The organism is Sphingobium sp. AP50 (assembly GCF_900109095.1).
In the GTDB taxonomy this organism is placed as follows: Bacteria; Pseudomonadota; Alphaproteobacteria; order Sphingomonadales; family Sphingomonadaceae; genus Sphingobium.
In genome coordinates this window covers 162,856-183,215 of the sequence record NZ_FNYZ01000006.1, presented here as the reverse complement: position 1 = coordinate 183,215, position 20,360 = coordinate 162,856, and the positions used below count along the sequence as shown (strand labels likewise).

Sequence of the window (20,360 nt, the reverse complement as noted above, 5' to 3'; positions counted from 1 at the left end):
ACGCAGGCAATCATGCGCCTGTGCGGTCAAAATCAGGACAGGCGTGTCTTGAAATCGTCATATGAAAAGGATCGGATTTCCGTGAGTTGGTCGGATTCGGAATTCCACAGCCAGATGGCGGGCAGAGGCACGCCGTTGAAGGTGTTGGTCTTCACCATCGAATAATGGGCCTGATCGAGGAAGGCGATACGCGCCCCCGGTTCGGCCCCGCCGGGGATGCGATAATCGCCGATGATGTCGCCCGCGAGGCAGGATGGGCCGCCAAGGCGCGTGACCGGGCCTTCCTCCGGCTCATGCAGCATGGCGGGGCGATAGGGGGCTTCGATCACGTCGGGCATGTGGCATGTGGCGCTGATGTCGGTAATGGCGACGGGCATGCCATTGTCGATCACGTCCAGGATTTCGCCGATCAATATGCCGGCGTCGAGCGCCATCGCTTCGCCCGGTTCGATATAGAGTTCGAGGCCGGTCTGCGCCTTGATCCGTTGAAGGAAGGCGATGAGGTCGTCAATCTGGTAATCGGCGCGGGTGACATGATGGCCACCGCCGAAGTTCAGCCATTTGAGGGTGCCGACATGGGGCATGACGAACGGCTCGATCGCGGCCCAGGTGCGTTCGAGCGGCAGGAAATCCTGTTCGCACAGATTATGGACGTGCAGGCCGTCGACGCCTTCCAGATGCTCGGGGCGAAGCTGGTTCACCGGGAAACCGAGGCGGCTGTGCGGCTGCGACGGATCATATTTGGGCACTTCGCCCTCCGGATGGAGGGGGTTAAGGCGCAGGCCGATGTCGAAGACGCGGCCTTCCGCGCGCGCCGCGTCGATCACCGGCTTCATCCGGGCGATCTGGCCGGGGCTGTTGAAGATCACATGATCGGAAATCTTCAGGATTTCAGCCAGATCGGCAGGCTTATAGGCGGCGCAATAGGTTGCGACTTCACCCTTATATTCCTCCCTGCCAAGGCGCGCTTCATAGATGCCCGATGCGCAGACGCCGTCCAGATATTCGCCCAGCACGCCCCCAAGCGACCACATGGAGAAGGCCTTGAGCGCGCCCAGCACCTTGATGCCGGCGCGGTCGCCAATGTCGCGCAGGATGGACAGGTTCCGCCGCACCGCGGCCTCATCCACCACGAAGGCGGGCGAGGGGACGCGGTACAGATCGAAATGAGCGAAAGCGGCGGGATCGCCGGCGCGGGTTTCCATGACAATGTACTCCGTGCTCCTGCGAAAACAGGAGCCTAGGGCGCCAAAAACGGCGCCCGGAACCCTGGGCTCCTGCTTTCGCAGGAGCACCTTGATTTTAGAACGACAGCGGCGCGTCCAGTTCCTTCACCTGCCAGGGCAGGCCGTGCTTGTTCAGCATGTCCATGAAGGGATCGGGATCGAACTGTTCGATGTTGAACACGCCTTCACCCTTCCAGGCGCCCGTGAGCATCATGGCCGCGCCGATCATCGCCGGGACGCCGGTGGTGTAGCTGACCGCCTGATTGCCGGTTTCGGCATAGGCTTCTTCATGATCGCAGACCTGATAGATATAGACGGTCTTTTCCTGACCATCCTTCTGGCCGGTGGCGATGTCGCCGATATTGGTCTTGCCCTTGGTGGTGGAACCCAGGCTCGACGGTTCGGGCAGTACGGCCTTCAGGAACTGAAGCGGGATGATTTCCTGGCCATTATAGATGACCGGATCGATCCGCGTCATGCCGACATTCTGGAGAACCTCCAGATGCTTGAGGTAAGCGTCGCCGAAGGTCATCCAGAAGCGGATACGCTTGATTTCCGGATAGAATTTGGCGAGCGATTCCAGTTCCTCATGATACATGAGGTACATGTTCTTGGGGCCAACCTGATCGAAATCGAAGCTCTGCTTGTGGCTGAGCGCCGGGCCTTCGACCCATTCGCCGTTCGCCCAGTGACGCGACGGGGCGGTCACTTCGCGGATGTTGATTTCCGGGTTGAAGTTGGTGGCGAAATGCTGGCCATGGTCGCCGCCATTGCAATCGAGAATGTCGAGCGTGTCGATCGTATCGAGCAGATGCTTCTTGATGTAGCTGGCGAACACGCTGGTCACGCCGGGATCGAAGCCAGAGCCCAGCAGCGCCATGATGCCGGCTTCCTTGAAGCGTTCCTGATAGGCCCACTGCCAGCTATATTCGAACTTGGGCGTGTCGCGCGGTTCGTAATTGGCGGTGTCGAGATAGTCGGTCTTGGTCGCGAGGCAGGCGTCCATGATCGCCAGATCCTGATAGGGGAGCGCCAGATTCACGACCAGCTTGGGCTGCACCTTCTGGATGAGGGCGACGGTTTCCTCGACATTGTCGGCGTCGACCTGGGCCACGTCGATGGTCACGCCGGTCAGCGCCTTCACCGATTCGGCGACCTTTTCACAGCTCACAATCCGACGGCTGGCCAGCGTGATATGGCTGAAAATATCGGGATTCATCGCCATCTTGTGGACCGCGACGGAACCGACGCCGCCTGCGCCGATGACCAGAACCTTGCTCAATTCAACTGCTCCATATCTATGGTCGCGCCAGACGCGCGAAAGCGCCCATATAGGGACGTCTCGTGACAGCGCAAAGTCAGAGTTAGAAGCTGGCGCCGTCGACCTTGGTGATGGTCAGCGCATCGATATCGATTGATGGCACGCAGCGCAGGTTGATCGCGCGCATCTCACCCTGGGGCGATTTGCCGAGCGCGAAAGGCTCCGTCCCGCAGGTTTTGCAGAATTGATGCGTGATATTGTGCTTGTAGAAGAGATAGTCGGTCAGGCTCTCCGCGCCGCTTTCCAGCGTGAACTGGTCGACGGGCACGAAAGTCAGGACGAAGCCCTTGCGGCTGCAATGGGAGCAGTTGCATATCATGCCTTCGGTTGGCGAGGCGGCCGCGACGCTGAAAGTGACGGCCCCGCAGTGGCAGCTTCCGGTATAGGGCATGATCGTTCTCCTAAAAATGCCTAAGCGCGGAAGAGCTTTTTCCACCAAGGCGTTTTTTCGACATTCGCGGCAACGCTTGGGTCCAGAATTTCACCTTCATCAGCGCTCACGTCGAAGAAGCCGAGATTGTGCTTCTGCGCGAGTTCACGAACGGCATAATATGCTTCTTCGGCTTGCGACCATGCGAAGCCGACATAGATAACTGATTTTCCAATGGAATAATCCGTCAATCGCGCGTCTTCGAGGTCGTCGTCGGTGATAGTAGGGCCATGGATGTTCGGGAAAACCCGATCCATGTCCTCATACCATCTTCTCAGCTTGTCGGTTGTGACAGTAGGATCACTATAATCATGAGGTTCGGTCCACTCCGTCTAATGCTCGTACCAGATCATGAAGTCGGTTCGATTTTTCGGGGCATGCCCCGGTTCAAACACCATCAGGTCATAGCTCATTGATCGCCTCAGCCTTTCAACGGTTTCGGAATGTGGCGAACCTTTTCTTCCGTGACAATCTTCATCTGACAGTGGAGTGATAGTTAACTCACAAGCCGCTTCAATCCCTCGACCCTATCGGCCTCCACCGCTGGCTTGTCCTTGCGGATCCGCGCGATCCTTGGAAAGCGCATGGCGAGGCCGGATTTGTGGCGCTTGCTGTCGTGGATGCTATCGAACGCGACCTCCAGCACCAGCGTCTTTTCCACCTCACGCACCGGGCCGAAGCGGTTGACCGTGTTCTGGCGGACGAAGCGGTCGAGCCATTTCAGTTCCTCGTCGGTGAAGCCGCTATAGGCCTTGCCTACGGGCAGCAACTCGCCATCGTCTGTCCAGCAGCCGAACGTATAGTCCGAATAGAAGGACGACCGTTTGCCGTGGCCGCGCTGGGCATACATCATCACGCAGTCGGCGGTCAGCGGATCGCGTTTCCATTTATACCAGAGCGCCGCCTTGCGACCGGCGATATAGGGGCTGTCGCGGCGCTTGAGCATCACACCCTCGATCGCGGCGTCGCGGGCGCCGGCGCGAATGTCGGCCAAGGTTTCGAAATCGGGGGCGTCGATCAATGCCGACAGGTCGAAACGATCGGGCATGAGATACGGCATATAGGCTTCGAGCCGGGCGCGGCGTTCTGTCCAGGGCAGGGCGCGCAGATCGGCGTCGCCCTCGATCAGCAGGTCGTAGAGGCGGACGAAGGCGGGATAGTCGGCCATCATCTTCGCGCTGACGGCCTTGCGGCCGAGCCGCTGTTGCAGGGCGTTGAAGCTGGCGGCCTCTCCCCCTTGCGCATCGCCCTTTACCAGCAATTCGCCGTCCAGAACGGCATGGCCGGCGAAGGCCTGCGCGATTTCGGGGAAGCTGCCCGATATGTCATCGCCTGCGCGGCTGTAGAGGCGCGTCTCCTTGCCCGTGCCGACGATCTGGATGCGGATGCCGTCCCATTTCCATTCGGCGGCATAGTCAGTGAGGTCGACGCTGTCCGCCTCCAGCGGATGGGCGAGCATGAAGGGACGGAAATAGGGCGTGCCTTCGGGATCGGGGCGGCCGCTGCGGCCCTCCGCCCAGTCGAACAGGGCGGCATAGGGCGGGGCGAGCGCGTGCCAAACCTGCTCCACATCATCGACATCGAGGCCGAAGGCCTGCGCGAATCCGGTCTTGGCGAGCCGGGCGGAAATGCCGACGCGCAGGCCCCCGGTGGCAAGTTTGAGCAGGGCGAAGCGGCCCGATGCGTCGAGATGGTCCATCATCTGCGCCAGCGCATCGGGCGCGGCGGCGCGGCTGACATTGTGCAGGCGATCGATGACGGCGGAGAGGCTGAGCGAGCCGTCGTCCAGTTCGGCGGGCTGTTCCTCCCGCTTGGGCCAGAGCAGGGCGACGGTTTCGGCGAGGTCGCCGACATAGTCGCGGCTCATTTCATAAAGGATGGGATCGGTGCGGGCGCGGATCATCTCGCTGATGGCAGAGGCCTTGACGGCCTTCAGGTCGAGATTGCCGGTCAATGCAGCAAGCGCCCAGCCCCGGTCCGGATCTGGCGCTTCGCGCATATAGGCGGCGATGAGGGCCAGCTTGCCATTGCGCGAGCGGGTGTAGACGAGGCCGTCGAGCAATTGGGAGAATTGCCTCATTGACTACAGACCAAATGCGTTGGGCTCCGTATCGCGGATACCGAAATTGCTCCAGTCCGGATCATCACTGTCTTTGCAGCTTGCAATATCGTAGAAATTCTTCGAATAATATCGTTGGTTTGTAAGTCATCATTATCAATCATAGGGGATAATCCATGAGTGTGCAGGTTGATGTGTACAGTGTAGTGGGCGGCAATATGTTTGCGACGATCCTCTGCGAAGTGCCGCCCAAAGTCGGAGATAGGATTAGGTTAGTACCTCCGCATAATATTAAGGTTGTAGCGGAAGTTATGCATCAGATTCGTCCAGGTGGTGGTCCTGAATTACAATATTGCATCGGTGTTTAGGTCCGGTATTTTTCCACATCACCCCTCATCCTCCTCTTCGCGGCCCACCAGCGCCAGCGCGCGGGCGCGGATCTGGTGGGTCATGCACCAGTGGAGCAGGGCTTCTTCGCGGCCATGGGTGATCCATGTTTCGCTGGGCGCGACTTCCCGGATGGTGTCGGTCAGTTCGTCCCAGTCGGCATGGTCGGATATCACCAGCGGCAGTTCGACATTCTTCTGCCGCGCGCGCTGGCGCACCCGCATCCAGCCCGATGCCATGGCCGTGATTGGATCGGGCAGGCGGCGGCTCCAGCGGTCGTTGAGGGCGGATGGGGGCGAGACGACGATAGCGCCGCGCATTTCCTTCGCCACCACGCCGGTTGCCGGGCACAACTCGCCCATGTCGATGCCGAAATCCTGATAGAGGGCGCACATGCGTTCCAGCGCGCCATGGATATAGATGGGCGCCTGATGGCCGCGCGCGCGCAGTTCGCAAATCACCCGCTGCGCTTTGCCCAGCGCATAGGCGCCGACCAAAATGCAGCGATCGGGATTGGCGTGCAGCGCGGTCAGCAGCCGGTCCATTTCGCTCCCCGTATCGGGATGGCGGAAGACGGGCAGGCCGAAGGTTGCTTCGGTCACGAAGATGTCGCACGGCACCGGTTCGAACGGCAGGCATGTTGGATCGGGCCGACGCTTGTAATCGCCGGTCACGACCACGCGCTCGCCGGCATGCTCCAGAACGATCTGCGCCGATCCCAGCACATGGCCGGCGGGGACATAGCGGATCTTCACGCCACCCAGCCTGACCTCCTCGCCATAGCCGACCGCCGTGCCGCTGGCTGTGCCATAGCGGAGGCCCATGATGGCCAGCGTTTCCCGCGTGGCCCAGACATGGCCATGGCCGCCACGCGCATGATCGGCATGGCCATGCGTCACCAGCGCTCGCTCCTGCGGCAGCGACGGGTCGATCCACGCATCGGCGGGGCGGACATAGATGCCGGTGGGGTGCGGTTCGATCCAATGGGCCATGGGTGTAGAAGATGGGAGAGGCGGTCGCGGTTCCGCAAGGAGAGTCATCGCTCCGTCATCGCCCGGTCATGGCGGTGACACGCCATTGCCCTATCGGCGCGCCAACGACCCGTCAGCGAGGAGTGCGCTCATGACCGCAGCAGCCCACACGAAAATCACCAATGCGGTGCATCGTCATCGCCATCTGTCCAAGCAAGGCCTGCTGGAGCGCGCCTTCACCTTCGCGTTTCGGGGGCTGGTCTATGCCCAGATCTGGGAAGACCCGGCGGTGGATATGGAGGCGCTGGCAATTACGCCCGATTGCCATGTGGTGACGATCGCGTCGGGCGGCTGCAATGTCCTGTCCTATCTGACCGCCGATCCGGCGAAGATCACGGCGGTCGATCTCAACACCGCGCATATCGCGCTCAACAAGCTGAAGCGCACGGCGGCGCAGACCTTGCCCGATCATGCGGCTTTCCATCGTTTCTTCGCCCGCGCCGACGACAAGGCGAATATCGCTGTTTATCGCAGTCATGTCGCCCCGCATCTGGACGAGGCGACGCGGCGTTACTGGGAAGGGCGCGACCTGATCGGTCGCCGCCGGATCGGCGGTTTTGCGCGGGGCATCTACAAGCATGGCTTGCTTGGCCGCTTCATCGGCGCGGCGCATCTGCTGGCCCGGCTGCACGGCATCAACCCCAAGCGGATGTTGGATGCGCAGAGCCGCGAGGAACAGCGCGAAATCTTCGAGCGGGAACTGGCGCCGATCTTCGACAAGGGCTTCGTGCGCTGGCTGACCAGCCAGCCGGCCTCGCTCTTTGGCCTGGGTATCCCGCCTGCGCAGTTCGAAGCGCTGGCGGGCGATGACCGGATGGACACTGTGCTGAAGGCGCGGCTGAAGAAACTGGCCTGCGATTTCGACCTGAAGGACAATTATTTCGCCGTGCAGGCCTTCGGGCGCGGTTATGCCGGCGGCGAAGGGCCTTTGCCGCCCTATCTGCAAGCCGCCAACCATGAGGCTGTGCGGGCGCGCGCCGAGCGGGTCGATGTGCGGCACATCAATTTCACCGACTTCCTCGCCAGCCAGAAGATGGCATCCTGCGACCGCTATATCCTGCTCGACGCGCAGGACTGGATGGATGACGATCAGTTGAACGCACTCTGGGCGCAGATCACGCGGACGGCCAAGCCCGGCGCGCGGGTGCTGTTCCGTACCGCCGGGGAGCCGAGCATCCTGCCGGGGCGGGTGGCCGATGCCGTGCTGGATCGCTGGGACTATCAGGCCGAGGCATCGCTAGATTATACCGCGCGCGACCGGTCGGCCATTTATGGCGGCGTCCATCTCTATGTGCTGAAGGGCGCCTGATGAGCCATCGCCAGTTGATGGATGGCGTCTATCGCTATCAGCGCCATATCTATGACCTCACCCGCAAATATTATCTGCTGGGGCGCGACGGGCTGATCGCCGATCTGGACGTGCCGAAGGGCGGCGCGGTGCTGGAAATCGGCTGCGGCACCGGGCGCAACCTGATCGCAGTGGGCAAGGCCTGGCCAAAGGCACGTCTCTATGGCGTCGACATCAGCGAGGCGATGCTGGAAACGGCGCGCGCCTGCGTGACGAAAGCGGGCATGGGCGATCGGGTGACGCTGGCGCAGGGGGACGCCTGCGGCTTCGACGCGGAGGCGCTGTTCGGTCGCGCTAAATTCGAACGGGTGTTCATCAGCTATGCGCTGTCGATGATCCCGGAATGGGAAATGGCGTTGCATCAGGCGGCCCGCTGCGTCGCGCCGGGCGGCCGGCTGGAGATTGTCGACTTCGGCCAGCAGGAGCAATTGCCGACGCTGTGGAAACGCGCGCTGTTCGGCTGGTTGGACCAGTTCCATGTCTCGCCCCGGCGCGAACTGAGCGGAGCGATCGAACGGCTGGCGCAGGATATGGGTGGCTTCCCGCATAGCCGCACACTCTATCGCGGTTATGCGGTGCGGGGTGGGTTGATCCGGGTGTAAGGGCCCGCCCAGTTTAGCTGACGAACAACCCACCTCCGTTCGTCCTGAGCCTGTCGAAGGACGCGCGTTGATGGTAGAACAGGATATGGTCTTCCATGCATATATCCTCCGGTGCAGCGATGGGTCTTTTTATGCGGGCCATGCGGAGGATTTGGAAACCCGTATCGCCCAGCATCAGCAAGGCTTGATCGGCGGATATACAGCTGTGCGCAGGCCGGTGGCTCTGGTCTGGACCGACAGTTTCGGGACGCGAGAAGAGGCGTTGGCTGCCGAGCGCCGAATCAAAGGATAGAGCCGGGCGAAGAAGCAGGCCTTGATCGTTGGTGATTGGGAGCGGTTGAAATTGCTGTCGCGTAACCGGCAAGGGGGATGAGGCTGGTGTTATCGCGCGTCGTTGACCTTCGGTCGCCCGCGGCTCGACAGGCTCAGGACGAACGGAGGTTGGGAGGATGGTTCTTCAACTGGTCAGCCTTGCGTCGCGCCTATGCATCGAAAAGCGGTCGCACCCTCACCCCCTCAATCTCCCCTGAACAGCGTGCCCGGACGCGGCCTTTCATCCACATGCAGGCTGAAAATGTCCGGGCGGGAATAATGGCCGACTACGTCCAGATCATAGCGCGCCCGAATGAGGTCGCTGGTATCGATCTCCGCCGTCAGCAATCCCGTCTCGCGCTCCAGCGGTCCGGCCAGCACGTCGCCGAGCGGCCCCACGATCATGCTGCCACCCTCGATCAGCGGCCGGGCATCCTCCCAGTCGGGCACCGCCTTCCCCAGAGCGGCGGGCGAGGGCTGGACCTGACAGGCGCTGATCACGAAGCAGCGGCCTTCATGCGCGATATGGCGCATCGAACTGCGCCAGACGTCACGCTCGTCCACCGTGGGCGCACACCAGATGTCCACGCCCTTGGCATACATGGCCGCGCGGAACAGCGGCATGTGATTTTCCCAGCAGATCGCCGCGCCCAGCCTGCCCGCCTGGCTGTCGACCACCGGCATGGTCGATCCGTCGCCCTGTGCCCAGATCAGCCGCTCCGTGCCGGTCGGCATCAGCTTGCGATGCTTGGCGACGATGCCGCGTTCCGGTTCGATGAACAGCGCCGTGCAGAAGAGCGACGCGCCGGACCGTTCGATGACGCCCAGCACCAATGTCGCGCCGGTGCGGGTGGAGAGCGCCGCCAGTTCCGTCAGTTCCGGTCCGTCCAGATCGACCGCATTGTCATGATAGCGGGCAAAGGCATCACGCCCGGCGGGCATGCGATAGCCCAGCCGCGTGCCGAAATCCTCCCCCTTGGGATAACCGCCCAGCAAGGCTTCGGGCATGACGATCAGAGAAGCGCCGGAGGATGCAATGCGATCCTCGAACGCGAGTATATTATCTAACGTAGCTGCCTTGCCCGCATAATCGGAACCGATTTGCAGGGCGCCAACAATCATCTTGCTCATGCCGACGCCCTAACCATCCTGACGGTCAGGCGAAAGGGCCAGTTGGCCTGTTCAGGCCGCCTGACGTTCCAGCAGTTCCAGTTCCAGCCGGTCCCAGATTTCCACCAGCGCCGACACCAGATCGCGCATCATCGCTTCGGTATGGGCCGGGCCGGGGGTGAAGCGCAGCCGTTCCGTGCCGCGCGGGACGGTGGGGTAATTGATCGGCTGCACATAGGCGCCATATTCGGCGAGCAGGATATCGCTGATCCGCTTGGCCTTGACCGGATCGCCAACCATCAGCGGCACGATATGCGTGACCGACGGCATGACCGGCAGGCCGGCCTCCGCCATCAGATGCTTGAGCAGCGCGGCCGACGCCTGCTGGCCCTCACGCTCTTCGCTCGACCCCTTCAAGTGGCGCACGCTCGCCAGCACGCCGGCGACCAGCACGGGTGACAGCGAAGTGGTGAAGATGAAGCCGGGCGCATAGCTGCGGATCACGTCGATGATCATCTGGTCAGCGGCGATATAGCCGCCCATCACGCCAAACGCCTTGCCCAGCGTGCCTTCGATGATGGTCAGGCGACCGGCTACATCGTCCCGTTCGGAAATGCCGCCGCCGCGCGCGCCATACATGCCCACCGCGTGGACTTCGTCCAGATAGGTCAGCGCGTTAAACTCGTCGGCCAGATCGCAGATTTCCGCGATCGGCGCGATGTCGCCGTCCATCGAATAGACGCTTTCGAACGCGATCAGTTTGGGCGCTTCGGGGTCTTCGGCGGCTAGAAGTTCGCGCAGATGCTCCACGTCATTATGGCGGAAGACTCGCTTTTCGCAGCCCGAATTGCGGATGCCCGCAATCATAGAGGCATGGTTCAGCTCGTCGGAAAAGATGATGCAGCCCGGCAGCAGCTTGGCCAGCGTCGACAGGGTCGCTTCGTTAGAGACATAGCCCGAAGTGAAGAGCAGCGCGCCTTCCTTGCCATGCAGATCGGCCAGTTCGCCTTCCAGATCGACGTGATAATGGGTGTTGCCGCCGATATTGCGGGTGCCGCCAGAGCCAGCGCCGACATCATGGAGCGCTTCCTCCATGGCGGCGACCACCTTGGGATGCTGGCCCATGGCGAGATAATCGTTGGAGCACCAGACGGTGATCGGCTTGGGACCATTATGGCCGTGGAAACAGCGCGCGTTGGGGAACGCACCCTTGTTACGCAGGATGTCGATGAAAACGCGGTAACGACCTTCGCTGTGGAGCCGGTCGATCGCCTGCGAAAAGATATGTTTGTAGTTCACTACGCCTGTCTTCCCGTTTCCTCGCGCGCTGATTTTCTTCGCTGCGCCATCCTCTTACCCAAGGCGGCATTTACCTGCGCCGCCGTGTCATTACCAGCGATAACCGCTCGCAACTTTAGGGAGAAATACCTATCAGACTGATAGATAGAATTGGCCATAGGACAAATGGCCCATGCCATTCAAAGCTCTCATTCAAAGCGCTTCGATGTGGTCGAGGCCATAGGAGGCCAGTGCGGGGCGAAGGGCTTCCACCTTTTCATCGACGCGGGTGAAGACGGCGGTGCCGGGCGCTGGTGCGTCTGGCCAGGCTTGACCCTGCGTCAGATAGAGGATGCGGCGGGCGATGCCATCGCCGCCATGGACGAAGCCCATGGGATGCGGCGCGGCGGCAGCAAGCTCCTGTTCCACCAGCGGAAAATGGGTGCAGGCAAGCACGACCATATCCATCCGGTCGCCGCCCGGCTGATCGGTCAGACCGGCCAGAGCATCGCGGGCGATGGCCGGGTCGAGTGCCTCGCCTCGCAGCTTCGCTTCGGCAAGCTGGACCAGCGCCGCCGATCCGTGTCGCAGCACCGTGCAGTCCGCGCCATGTTCCGCCGCCAGCCGATCGACATAGGGCTGGCGCACGGTGGCGTCGGTGCCCAGCACGCCGAAGACGCGGCTTTTGGAGAGCAAAGCGGCGGGCTTGATCGCCGGGACAGTACCGACCACCGGAATGTCGAGCGCCGCGCGCACATGCTGGAGCGCGATGGTCGACGCGGTGTTGCAGGCGATGACAGCGAGGCGCGGGCGATAACGCTCCACCAGCCGGCCGAGCAACGCAGGCACGCGCGCGGCGATTTCCGCCTCGCTCTTGATGCCATAGGGGAAACCGGCGCTGTCGGCGGCATAGATGATGCGCGCCGTCGGCAGTGCGGCGCGCGCCGGGGCAAGGATGGACAAGCCCCCCACACCGGAATCGAAGAAAAGGATGGGAGCATCTGGCGCGACCGTCATGCGCGCCTGTGTCGCGGCATGGGGCGAAGCTGTCAACGGCAGCGCTTGCAAAGCGGGCCGCCCGCTGCCACCTCGCCGGGCCAAGAAGGAGATCAGGATGACCGACCGCACCATGAAGCAGAAGATGATCGCGGGCGAACCCTATCATGCCAATGATCCGGAAATCATCGCCGATCAGCTGGCAGCTGCGGAATGGATGCAGCGGTTCAACGCCACCCTGCCGCCGGAGCGGGAGGCCTTGCTGCGCGAAAGGCTGGGCGCTTTGGGTGCGGGATCAACCATCCGGCCGCCCTTCCATTGCGACTATGGCTTCAACATCTTTCTGGGCGACGGCGTGTTCCTGAACTTCAACTGCGTGATCCTGGACGTGGTAGAAGTATCGATAGGGGACGGGACGCAGATCGGCACGGGCGTACAGATATTGACCGCCGACCATCCGCGCGATCCGGCCGAACGGGCAACCGGCATCGAATGGGGCAGGCCGATCCGCATCGGCTGCAATGTATGGATCGGCGCCGGGGCGATCATCCTGCCGGGCGTAAAGATTGGCGACGATGCGCTGATCGGGGCCGGGAGCGTGGTGACGCGCGATGTGCCGGCGGGCGCGACCGTGGTCGGCAATCCTGCGCGGATACGTTAAGAGCATCCTAACCCCATTGCCCCGCGCGCCTGTCACGCTATGGTCGCGCGCAACTTATACTGGCGATTTTCATGACACCTCCCTGGCTTCTTCCTGCTTTCGTTCTGGCGCTCGGCTATCTGCTCGGCTCCATCCCCTTTGGCCTGTTGCTGACGCGCTTTACCGGTGCGGGCGACCTGCGGCAGATCGGGTCGGGCAATATCGGCGCGACCAATGTGCTGCGTACCGGGCGCAAGGGGCTGGCGGCGGCGACATTGCTGCTGGATCTGCTGAAGGGCGCGGCGGCGGTGCTGATCGGCGCATGGCTGATCGATGGCGGTGGGCCGATGGCAGGCGCGATGGCATTCATTGGCCATTGCTATCCGGTCTGGCTGCGCTTTGCCGGGGGCAAGGGCGTGGCGACGATGATGGGCGTGGTGACGGCGATGTTCTGGCCGGCGGGCTGCATTTTCGCGGCGGTATGGCTGGCGGCGCTGTTCGGGACGAAATGGTCGTCGGTCGGCGGCATGGCGGCGGCGATCAGCGCGCCGGTTGCCATGTGGGCGTTCGGTCGGCTTGATCTGGTGCCGGTGGCGCTGGCGCTCGCCCTCATCGTGCTATGGCGGCACCGCGCCAATATCGCCCGGCTGACGAAGGGCGAGGAGCCGAAAATCGGCAAATCCAAGGACGCATCCCCGCAATGAGCGAGCGGGACCGGTTCGAGAGGCTGCGGCTCATCCGCTCCCCCCGGATCGGTCCGGTCAGTTATCGGCAATTGCTCGCGCGGTTCGGTTCCGCGGGCGAAGCGCTGCGCGCCATTCCCGATCTTGCCGCGCGTGGCGGGGGCAAGGCCAGCGTCGCCGATGCGAGCACCGTAGAGCGGGAGATTGCCGCGACGCGGGCGCTGGGCGCGCGATACCTGTTGATGGGTGATGCGGATTATCCGGTGCTGCTCGATCAGATGGAGGGCGCGCCGCCGGCGCTGATCGTGCGGGGCGATGTGACGCTGGCGGCAAAACCTTGTGTCGCGATGGTCGGCGCGCGCAACGCATCGGCAGCGGCTTGCCGCTTTGCGCGCAGCCTGGCGCAGGATTTGGGGCAACGGGGCGCGGTGGTCGTGTCGGGCCTCGCGCGCGGCATCGATACGGAGGCGCATCGCGGGTCGATCGACAGCGGTACGATCGGTGTGATCGCCAGCGGCATCGACATCGCTTTCCCACCGGAGAACCGGGATTTGCAGGCGCAGGTGGGAAGCCAAGGTCTGCTGGTGACGGAGCATCCGCCGGGCGTCCAGCCGCTCGCCCGCCATTTCCCCGCGCGCAACCGGATCATCGCCGGCCTGGCGCTGGGTACGGTGGTGGTCGAGGCCGCGCCAAAGTCCGGATCGCTCATCACCGCGCGACTGGCGGGTGAGGCGGGGCGCGAAGTGATGGCGGTGCCAGGATCGCCGCTCGATCCGCGCGCGCAGGGCTGTAATTCGCTGATCCGCGAGGGCGCGATCCTGATCCAGAATGGCACGGACATTATGGAGGCGATCGGCGGCTTCGACCCCCGGATGGTCCGTCAGGGCAGCTTCGACTTCATCGGCGAGCCGGTGTCGAGCGATGTGGCGGAGGGCGAGCGGACGGCGGTGATCGCGCTGCTGGGGCCAGTGGCGGTCGCAGTGGATGAAGTCATTCGCCAGTCGGGCTTGTCGCCGGCGGTGGTGCAGACGATATTGCTGGAATTGGAGCTGGCGGGCGGACTGGAGCGGCAGGCTGGAGGGCGAGTCAGCTTGGCATGACATATGGCATTTCTGATCCCGACAAGGAGTTTCGCTGGTTTTTCCATGGTCTGCGTCTGGCGGTGGTAGCTGGATTTCTGGGCTTTCTATTTTTCGGCGCATCTCCCAAACCCTCACCGAAAAACGACCTGGTGTTTGGTTGCTATAAAGCGCCCGACGGGCCGTCTTTTCGGCTTGCAGCCAAAGGTGCGATTTTTGGAGCAGAAGTGCCGCCGACTCCATTTCGGCTGGAAAATGCGAAGATTGGAATTGTCCTGAACATTGATGATCCCATCAATTTAAAACGCACAGCCAGCGGCTACAGATTTGTGCAGACACCGGGCGGTTCCGGTCGAAACTATCCATTCGTCGTGCGATCCGGAGATAAAGCCTATTACACCCATGAAGAGCGAAATCTCGATATGCTTCACATAACCGCTGACGACGGCAGAGGATTTGAGTATCGGCGGCAGGCAACCCATCTTTGCAGCGGGATTGACGCCACCGCTTGACGCCGTCCGTTTCGACCATCCACACTCGCGCGTATACGTGAGAGACTTTTCTACCGGGGCCTGAATGCAGCTTGTCATTGTCGAATCGCCGGCCAAGGCGAAGACCATCGAGAAATATCTGGGCGGCGATTTCCACGTCCTCGCCAGCTATGGCCATATCCGCGACCTGCCGGCCAAGGATGGGTCGGTCGATCCTGACGACGGCTTTGCCATGTCGTGGGAAAATTATGGCGACAAGGGCAAGCAGCTCAAGGCCATTGCCGACGCTTCCAAGCAGGCGACGCGATTGATCCTCGCGACTGACCCTGATCGCGAAGGGGAAGCGATCAGCTGGCATGTGCAGGAAGTGCTGCGCGCCAAGAAGGCGCTGCCGCAGACGGTAGAGCGGGTGACGTTCAACGCCATCACCAAGGCGGCGGTGCTGGACGCGATGGCCAAGCCGCGCGCACTGGACGAGGATCTGATCGACGCATACCGGGCGCGCCGCGCGCTCGACTATCTGGTGGGCTTCACTTTGTCGCCGGTGCTGTGGCGCAAGCTGCCCGGCGCCAAGTCGGCGGGCCGCGTCCAGTCGGTCGCGCTGCGTCTGGTGGTGGAGCGCGAGCGGGAGATCGAAAGCTTCACGCCGCAGGAATATTGGTCGGTCGCGGCCGAGATGGAGCAGGGCGGGCAGGGCTTTACCGCGCGCCTCGTCCGCTGGAAGGGCGAGAAGATCGACCGCCTGACCATCGGCAAGGAAGGCGACGCCATGGCCGCGAAAGCCGATGTGGAGGCCGGTCGCTTCACCGTCGACAAGGTCGAGACGAAGCCGCTCAGCCGCAATCCTCCCGCGCCGTTCACCACCTCGACATTGCAACAGGAAGCCGCGCGCAAGCTGGGCTTTTCGGCCAGCCACACGATGCGGATCGCGCAGCAACTCTACGAGGACGGCGCGATCACCTATATGCGTACCGACGGCGTGCAGATGGACGGCAGCGCCATTTCCGCCGCGCGCAAGGCGATTGCGGAACGCTATGACGGCGGCTACCTGCCCGAAAAGCCGCGCCAATATCAGACCAAGGCGAAGAATGCGCAGGAAGCGCATGAAGCCATCCGCCCGACCGAATTCCATCGCGACAAGGTGGGTTCGGGCGATCATGCGCGCCTCTATGACCTGATTTTCAAGCGCGCGCTGGCGAGCCAGATGGCCTCGGCACGGCTGGAGCGCACGACGATCGATCTGGTCGATGGCAGCGGCAGCCACACGCTGCGCGCCACGGGGCAGGTGGTGATCTTCCCCGGCTTCCTTGCGCTCTATGAAGAGGGGCGGGACGACAGCGACGACGACGACAGCAAGATCCTGCCGCGCATGGCGCAGGGCGATGCTCCGGCCAAGAAGAAGGTGACGGCCGAACAGCATTTCACCCAGCCGCCGCCGCGCTATTCTGAAGCGTCGCTGGTGAAGCGTCTGGAAGAACTGGGGATCGGTCGTCCGTCCACTTATGCCTCCACGCTTCAGGTGCTCAAGGACCGCGACTATGTGCGGATCGAGAAAAACCGCTTCTTCGCCGAGGAGAGCGGGCGGCTGGTGACAGCCTTCCTCGAACGCTTCTTCGAACGGTACGTATCCTACGACTTCACCGCGGGGCTGGAAGACGAACTGGATGACATCAGCGGCGGCCGTGCCCAGTGGCAGGCTGTGCTGGAGGCCTTCTGGCGGGACTTCAAGCCCAAGACGGCCGAGGTCATGGAACAGAAGCCGTCGGACATCACGGCGGAGCTGGACAAGTTTCTGGAGCCGATGCTGTTCCCTCCACGAGCGGACGGCAGCAATCCACGCGCCTGCCCGATGTGCGGCGACGGGCAATTATCGCTGCGGGGCGGCCGGTTCGGCGCGTTCATCGCCTGCTCCAACTATCCCGAGTGCAAATATACCCGCAAGTTCGGCCAGCCCGGCGGCAAGGATGGCGAGGATACCGGACCGGAAATCCTTGGCCAACATCCCGAAACCGGGCAGGATATCGTCAAGAAATCCGGGCGCTTTGGTCCCTATATCGAAATGGGTGAGGGCAAGGAGGCCAAGCGTGGATCGATCCCCAAGGATCTGCCCGATGGCGAGATGACGCTGGACTGGGCGGTGAAGCTGCTCAGCCTGCCGCGCGAAGTCGGCCTGCACCCGGAAACGGGCAAGCCGATCGTGGCGAATATCGGCCGCTTTGGTCCCTATCTGCTGCATGACGGCAAATATGGGCGGTTGGCAAATACGGCCGAGATTTTCGAGGTCGGCATGAACAGCGCCGTGGTGAAGCTGGCGGAAGCCGCGAACCGGGGTGGCCGGTCGAGCGGCGGTCGCGAGCCGCTGAAGGTTCTGGGCGCCCATCCACGTACCGATGCCGAGATCAAGCTGATGGAAGGCCGTTATGGCGCCTATGTCACCGACGGCACGACCAATGCGACGCTGCCCAAGACGGTGGACAAGGACCAGTTGACGCTGGAGGAAGCCGCGCAATTGATCGACGCGCGCGCTGCGGCCGCCCCGGCGAAGAAGGGCAAGAAGGCGCCTGCCAAGAAGGCCGCGGCGAAAAAGCCGGCGGCAAAGAAGGAAGCGGGCGAGAAGAAGCCTGCCGCCAAGAAAGCCTCGGTAAAGAAGAAGGCTGCGGCGGAGTAAGGCCCATGATCTTACGATGGATCATGACCATTAGCCTGATGTCCGCCGCCCCGGTTATGGCGGCGGAGCGGCAGGTGGCGCGCTTTTCGGTAGGTGAGCGGGAATTGTCCTGGACCTTGCCCGATGGCTATTGCCTGCCCAAAGGCACGCTATCCACCGTCGCCCAGATGATTTCCTCGGTGGATCAGCAAAATCTCACGCTGCTCACCCTGTTCCCTTGCGATGCGGACGCAGAGAAGATTGATCGCTATATATTGGTGAAAGCGCCGGTATCGGCACTGGCCGCCAGCATACCGCGCAAGCAACTGCTGACCATGATAGGCGCCGAGTTCGACAAGCCGGAATTAAAGCAGTTTCTTGAGGGTAACAGCTTGAGCGCCGATCTGGAAAAGCGGATGTCGTCGCTATTCGGGACGAGTGCTGAGGCGACGGGCACGGTCGTTCCCATGGGGATCAACGACAATTGTGGGCTTGTTGGCGGCGCCATGCAGTTCAAGCTCGGCACTGTCGCGACGCATGTTGGATTGGGCGGTTGCGTCACGGCGGTCGATGGGAAGGTCCTGTCCACCTATGCCTATGACAATTATCAGGGTCCGGAGACGGTAAAGGCACTGCTCAGCCGGGCCACGGAACTGGCGCAGTCGATCATCGCCGAAAACGAGGCGCCGACCCCATAAGGCCGTCAGGCGGCGCGCCGCACCTGGTTGCGGCCGCCGGTCTTGGCCGCATACATGGCGATGTCGGCGCGATGGAGGCTCGCCTCGATCGGTTGGGCCGGTTCGCCACGGCTCAGGCCGATGCTGGCGGTGACGCGCATCATGCGGCCGTTCGTTGCGCGTACCCGCAGAGCCTGGATCGACGCGCGGACATGTTCGGCGCGGCGTGTAGCCTGATCTTCATCGCAATCGATCAGGCATACGGCAAATTCCTCGCCGCCCAGTCGGCCGCATAGATCGACCGGGCGCAGCGCCTGCGCGATCGCCGTCGCCACGGCATGCAGCACGGCGTCGCCGGTCTGATGCCCATGATCGTCGTTGAAGCGTTTAAAATGATCGATATCGATCAGCAGATACCAGTTGCCCGGCTGGCGGTGGACCTGCTCGGCCCGATCGAAAAAGGCGTTACGGCTGAGCAGGCCGGTCAGGCCATCGATCTGTGCCAGTCGCGCCAGTTCGGCCACCCGCAATTCCAGTTCCTGTCGCAGCCGCCGGTTCTCCTCGCTCTGTCGGACGAGGAGGACGCAGACGGGTGTGGAAATGCTGCCGGAACAGAAGATGCCGACGCTGAAATAGCGCAGCGGAATGAACATGCCGGGTATCAGCGAAACGACGGTCATAATGACCACCGTCCCGAACACGGATATGCCCACGGCACAGGCGATTTTCTGTTTCGGACCCATGGAACGGAGCCGTAACGGCATAAGGTAAATGATGAATTTACCCGAATGGCCAGATTTTACAGGCTTACGCCAATCATCTGCTCCGTTCACTTCGAGCTTGTCGAAAAGTCGGCGCTTGCGTTCTCGACAAGCTCGAACCGAACGGATGTGGTGGATGCAATTTGTGGCTCTGGACTTGGATGGCTTTGCCATGATTCATGCCGTCATTGCGAGCGCAGCGAAGCAATCCATGGTGCGACAATGGATTGCTTCGCTGCGCTCGCAATGACGATTTAGCCTGAATATCTCGCTTCAGTCCACCCAGTCGAGGCCGATGTCGCGATAGATGAAACGATCATCCTCCCAGTCTTCCTTCACCTTGACGTGCAGGTAGAGGTGAACCTTCACACCCAGCATGCTGGCCAGTTCGGCGCGGGCCTTCGACCCGATTTCCTTCAGGCGCTGGCCGCCCTTGCCCAGCACGATGGCGCGCTGGGTCGGGCGGGCGACCAGGATTTGCTGGTGGATTTCGACCGACCCGTCGTCGCGTTCCTTATACTGCTCGGTGTCGACCGCAGCGGCATAGGGAAGTTCGGCGTGCAACTGGTGATAGAGTTGCTCGCGCGTGATTTCCGCCGCCAGCATCCGGTCGGTGGCGTCCGACACCTGATCTTCGGGGAAATGCCACGGGCCTTCGGGCATGGCGTTGGCGAACGCGGTCTTGAGTTCGGCCAGGCCGTCGCCGGTCTGCGCGGAAATGAAGAAGGTTTCCTCGAAACCGACCCGCTCATACAGCCTCTGGGTATGGACCAGCAGCTTTTCCTTGATGGAAATATCGACCTTGTTGAGGATCAGCCATTTGCGCTCCGGGCGATGGACCAGCGCTTCGATGATCGGCTCCATCTTGGGACCAAGTCCGGCCTTGCCATCGACGACCAGCGCGATCAGGTCCGATCCCTGCGCACCGCCCCAGGCGGCCTGCACCATCGCACGGTCCAGCCGGCGCTTGGGCGCAAAGATGCCGGGCGTGTCGACCAGCACGATCTGCGCGTCGCCCTCGATCGCGACGCCCATCACGCGGGTCCGGGTAGTCTGCGCCTTGGGGCTGGTGATCGCTACCTTCTGCCCCACCAGCGCGTTTACCAGCGTAGACTTGCCCGCATTGGGCGCGCCCACGATCGCAACGACGCCGCAGCGCTGGGATTCCATATCAGCCGTCAAATTCATTCCATCCATTCAAATAGGCAGTGCTCCTGCGAAAGCAGGAGCCCAGGATGCAGGTCATGTCCGACGACCCTGGGCTCCTGCTTTCGCAGGAGCA

Annotated in this window: 20 protein-coding genes; 9 read left to right on the top strand and 11 right to left on the bottom strand. The window is 62.4% G+C overall.

All coding sequences use genetic code 11. The features are described 5' to 3' along the window. Positions 1–32: 32 nt before the first annotated feature. The 6 genes from BMY84_RS12745 to BMY84_RS12720 all read right to left on the bottom strand — a co-directional run bounded on the left by BMY84_RS12745 (position 33) and on the right by BMY84_RS12720 (position 6,415). Positions 33–1,205, bottom strand: a complete 1,173-nt coding sequence (locus tag BMY84_RS12745; protein WP_093084317.1) for a carboxynorspermidine decarboxylase — start codon at positions 1,203–1,205, stop codon at positions 33–35. A gap of 97 nt (positions 1,206–1,302) precedes the next feature. Continuing rightward, positions 1,303–2,508, bottom strand: coding sequence for a saccharopine dehydrogenase family protein (locus BMY84_RS12740; protein WP_093084315.1), 1,206 nt, complete (start codon positions 2,506–2,508; stop codon positions 1,303–1,305). 82 nt (positions 2,509–2,590) lie between these two features. Beyond that, on the bottom strand, positions 2,591–2,938 hold the full coding sequence (locus tag BMY84_RS12735; RefSeq protein ID WP_093084314.1) for a GFA family protein: 348 nt from the start codon (positions 2,936–2,938) through the stop codon (positions 2,591–2,593). Between the two features lie 20 nt (positions 2,939–2,958). Further along, a complete protein-coding gene (locus tag BMY84_RS30105; RefSeq protein WP_218146950.1) occupies positions 2,959–3,234 on the bottom strand; it encodes a hypothetical protein in 276 nt (91 codons plus the stop codon). A 239-nt stretch (positions 3,235–3,473) separates the two neighbouring features. After that, positions 3,474–5,057, bottom strand: a complete 1,584-nt coding sequence (locus BMY84_RS12725; protein ID WP_093084312.1) for a cisplatin damage response ATP-dependent DNA ligase — start codon at positions 5,055–5,057, stop codon at positions 3,474–3,476. A 365-nt stretch (positions 5,058–5,422) separates the two neighbouring features. Continuing rightward, positions 5,423–6,415 carry a ligase-associated DNA damage response exonuclease gene (locus tag BMY84_RS12720; RefSeq protein ID WP_093084311.1) on the bottom strand — a complete coding sequence of 331 codons (993 nt, stop codon included), beginning with the start codon at positions 6,413–6,415 and terminating at the stop codon, positions 5,423–5,425. Positions 6,416–6,545: 130 nt separating this feature from the next. Between BMY84_RS12720 and BMY84_RS12715 the strand changes: the two genes are divergently transcribed. The 3 genes from BMY84_RS12715 (at position 6,546) to BMY84_RS12705 (ending at position 8,696) form a co-directional block, all read left to right on the top strand. Then, positions 6,546–7,763 (top strand): DUF3419 family protein, encoded by a 1,218-nt coding sequence (locus tag BMY84_RS12715; protein ID WP_093084309.1) that lies wholly within the window; start codon positions 6,546–6,548, stop codon positions 7,761–7,763. Next, positions 7,760–8,404, top strand: a complete 645-nt coding sequence (locus tag BMY84_RS12710) for a class I SAM-dependent methyltransferase (RefSeq protein WP_093084308.1) — start codon at positions 7,760–7,762, stop codon at positions 8,402–8,404. Before BMY84_RS12715 ends, BMY84_RS12710 begins: the two co-directional genes overlap by 4 nt. A gap of 70 nt (positions 8,405–8,474) precedes the next feature. Further along, a complete protein-coding gene (locus tag BMY84_RS12705; protein WP_256215226.1) occupies positions 8,475–8,696 on the top strand; it encodes a GIY-YIG nuclease family protein in 222 nt (73 codons plus the stop codon). Between the two features lie 224 nt (positions 8,697–8,920). Here BMY84_RS12705 and BMY84_RS12700 read toward each other — a convergent pair whose 3' ends face one another. The 3 genes from BMY84_RS12700 to murI all read right to left on the bottom strand — a co-directional run bounded on the left by BMY84_RS12700 (position 8,921) and on the right by murI (position 12,121). Then, entirely contained in the window at positions 8,921–9,847 is a 927-nt protein-coding gene (locus BMY84_RS12700; RefSeq protein WP_093084306.1) for a carbon-nitrogen hydrolase family protein, read from the bottom strand. Between the two features lie 51 nt (positions 9,848–9,898). Further along, positions 9,899–11,125 carry a 5-aminolevulinate synthase gene (hemA, locus tag BMY84_RS12695; protein WP_093084305.1) on the bottom strand — a complete coding sequence of 409 codons (1,227 nt, stop codon included), beginning with the start codon at positions 11,123–11,125 and terminating at the stop codon, positions 9,899–9,901. 192 nt (positions 11,126–11,317) lie between these two features. Continuing rightward, entirely contained in the window at positions 11,318–12,121 is an 804-nt protein-coding gene (murI, locus tag BMY84_RS12690) for a glutamate racemase (protein ID WP_093084304.1), read from the bottom strand. 97 nt (positions 12,122–12,218) lie between these two features. Here murI and BMY84_RS12685 point away from each other — a divergent pair, with 97 nt between their 5' ends. The 6 genes from BMY84_RS12685 to BMY84_RS12660 all read left to right on the top strand — a co-directional run bounded on the left by BMY84_RS12685 (position 12,219) and on the right by BMY84_RS12660 (position 18,338). Beyond that, positions 12,219–12,761, top strand: a complete 543-nt coding sequence (locus BMY84_RS12685; RefSeq protein ID WP_093084404.1) for a sugar O-acetyltransferase — start codon at positions 12,219–12,221, stop codon at positions 12,759–12,761. A 71-nt stretch (positions 12,762–12,832) separates the two neighbouring features. Next, a complete protein-coding gene (gene plsY, locus BMY84_RS12680) occupies positions 12,833–13,444 on the top strand; it encodes a glycerol-3-phosphate 1-O-acyltransferase PlsY (protein ID WP_093084302.1) in 612 nt (203 codons plus the stop codon). After that, complete coding sequence (dprA, locus tag BMY84_RS12675) at positions 13,441–14,523, top strand: DNA-processing protein DprA (RefSeq protein WP_093084301.1); 1,083 nt, start codon at positions 13,441–13,443, stop codon at positions 14,521–14,523. The genes plsY and dprA overlap by 4 nt, the downstream gene beginning before the upstream one ends. After that, positions 14,520–15,014, top strand: coding sequence for a hypothetical protein (locus tag BMY84_RS12670; protein ID WP_093084299.1), 495 nt, complete (start codon positions 14,520–14,522; stop codon positions 15,012–15,014). Before dprA ends, BMY84_RS12670 begins: the two co-directional genes overlap by 4 nt. A gap of 64 nt (positions 15,015–15,078) precedes the next feature. Next, a complete protein-coding gene (gene topA / locus BMY84_RS12665; protein WP_093084298.1) occupies positions 15,079–17,661 on the top strand; it encodes a type I DNA topoisomerase in 2,583 nt (860 codons plus the stop codon). A gap of 23 nt (positions 17,662–17,684) precedes the next feature. Next, positions 17,685–18,338 carry a hypothetical protein gene (locus BMY84_RS12660; RefSeq protein ID WP_143075035.1) on the top strand — a complete coding sequence of 218 codons (654 nt, stop codon included), beginning with the start codon at positions 17,685–17,687 and terminating at the stop codon, positions 18,336–18,338. Between the two features lie 5 nt (positions 18,339–18,343). On the opposite strand, the gene BMY84_RS12655 is transcribed toward BMY84_RS12660, so the two are convergent. Continuing rightward, a complete protein-coding gene (locus BMY84_RS12655; protein ID WP_177204000.1) occupies positions 18,344–19,060 on the bottom strand; it encodes a GGDEF domain-containing protein in 717 nt (238 codons plus the stop codon). Between the two features lie 291 nt (positions 19,061–19,351). After that, a complete protein-coding gene (gene era, locus BMY84_RS12650) occupies positions 19,352–20,266 on the bottom strand; it encodes a GTPase Era (protein ID WP_371262414.1) in 915 nt (304 codons plus the stop codon). Between the last annotated feature and the right edge of the window lie 94 nt (positions 20,267–20,360).

Coding starts and splice junctions, on each gene's coding strand:
- BMY84_RS12745 (WP_093084317.1), bottom strand. CDS start 1,205: ATGGAAACCCGCGCCGGCGATCCCGCCGCTTTCGCTCATTTCGATCTG.
- BMY84_RS12735 (WP_093084314.1), bottom strand. CDS start 2,938: ATGCCCTATACCGGAAGCTGCCACTGCGGGGCCGTCACTTTCAGCGTC.
- BMY84_RS30105 (WP_218146950.1), bottom strand. CDS start 3,234: ATGGATCGGGTTTTCCCGAACATCCATGGCCCTACTATCACCGACGAC.
- BMY84_RS12725 (WP_093084312.1), bottom strand. CDS start 5,057: ATGAGGCAATTCTCCCAATTGCTCGACGGCCTCGTCTACACCCGCTCG.
- BMY84_RS12720 (WP_093084311.1), bottom strand. CDS start 6,415: ATGGCCCATTGGATCGAACCGCACCCCACCGGCATCTATGTCCGCCCC.
- BMY84_RS12715 (WP_093084309.1), top strand. CDS start 6,546: ATGACCGCAGCAGCCCACACGAAAATCACCAATGCGGTGCATCGTCAT.
- BMY84_RS12705 (WP_256215226.1), top strand. CDS start 8,475: ATGGTAGAACAGGATATGGTCTTCCATGCATATATCCTCCGGTGCAGC.
- BMY84_RS12700 (WP_093084306.1), bottom strand. CDS start 9,847: ATGAGCAAGATGATTGTTGGCGCCCTGCAAATCGGTTCCGATTATGCG.
- murI (WP_093084304.1), bottom strand. CDS start 12,121: ATGACGGTCGCGCCAGATGCTCCCATCCTTTTCTTCGATTCCGGTGTG.
- BMY84_RS12685 (WP_093084404.1), top strand. CDS start 12,219: ATGACCGACCGCACCATGAAGCAGAAGATGATCGCGGGCGAACCCTAT.
- plsY (WP_093084302.1), top strand. CDS start 12,833: ATGACACCTCCCTGGCTTCTTCCTGCTTTCGTTCTGGCGCTCGGCTAT.
- dprA (WP_093084301.1), top strand. CDS start 13,441: ATGAGCGAGCGGGACCGGTTCGAGAGGCTGCGGCTCATCCGCTCCCCC.
- BMY84_RS12670 (WP_093084299.1), top strand. CDS start 14,520: ATGACATATGGCATTTCTGATCCCGACAAGGAGTTTCGCTGGTTTTTC.
- topA (WP_093084298.1), top strand. CDS start 15,079: ATGCAGCTTGTCATTGTCGAATCGCCGGCCAAGGCGAAGACCATCGAG.
- BMY84_RS12660 (WP_143075035.1), top strand. CDS start 17,685: ATGACCATTAGCCTGATGTCCGCCGCCCCGGTTATGGCGGCGGAGCGG.
- BMY84_RS12655 (WP_177204000.1), bottom strand. CDS start 19,060: ATGGGTCCGAAACAGAAAATCGCCTGTGCCGTGGGCATATCCGTGTTC.
- era (WP_371262414.1), bottom strand. CDS start 20,266: ATGAATTTGACGGCTGATATGGAATCCCAGCGCTGCGGCGTCGTTGCG.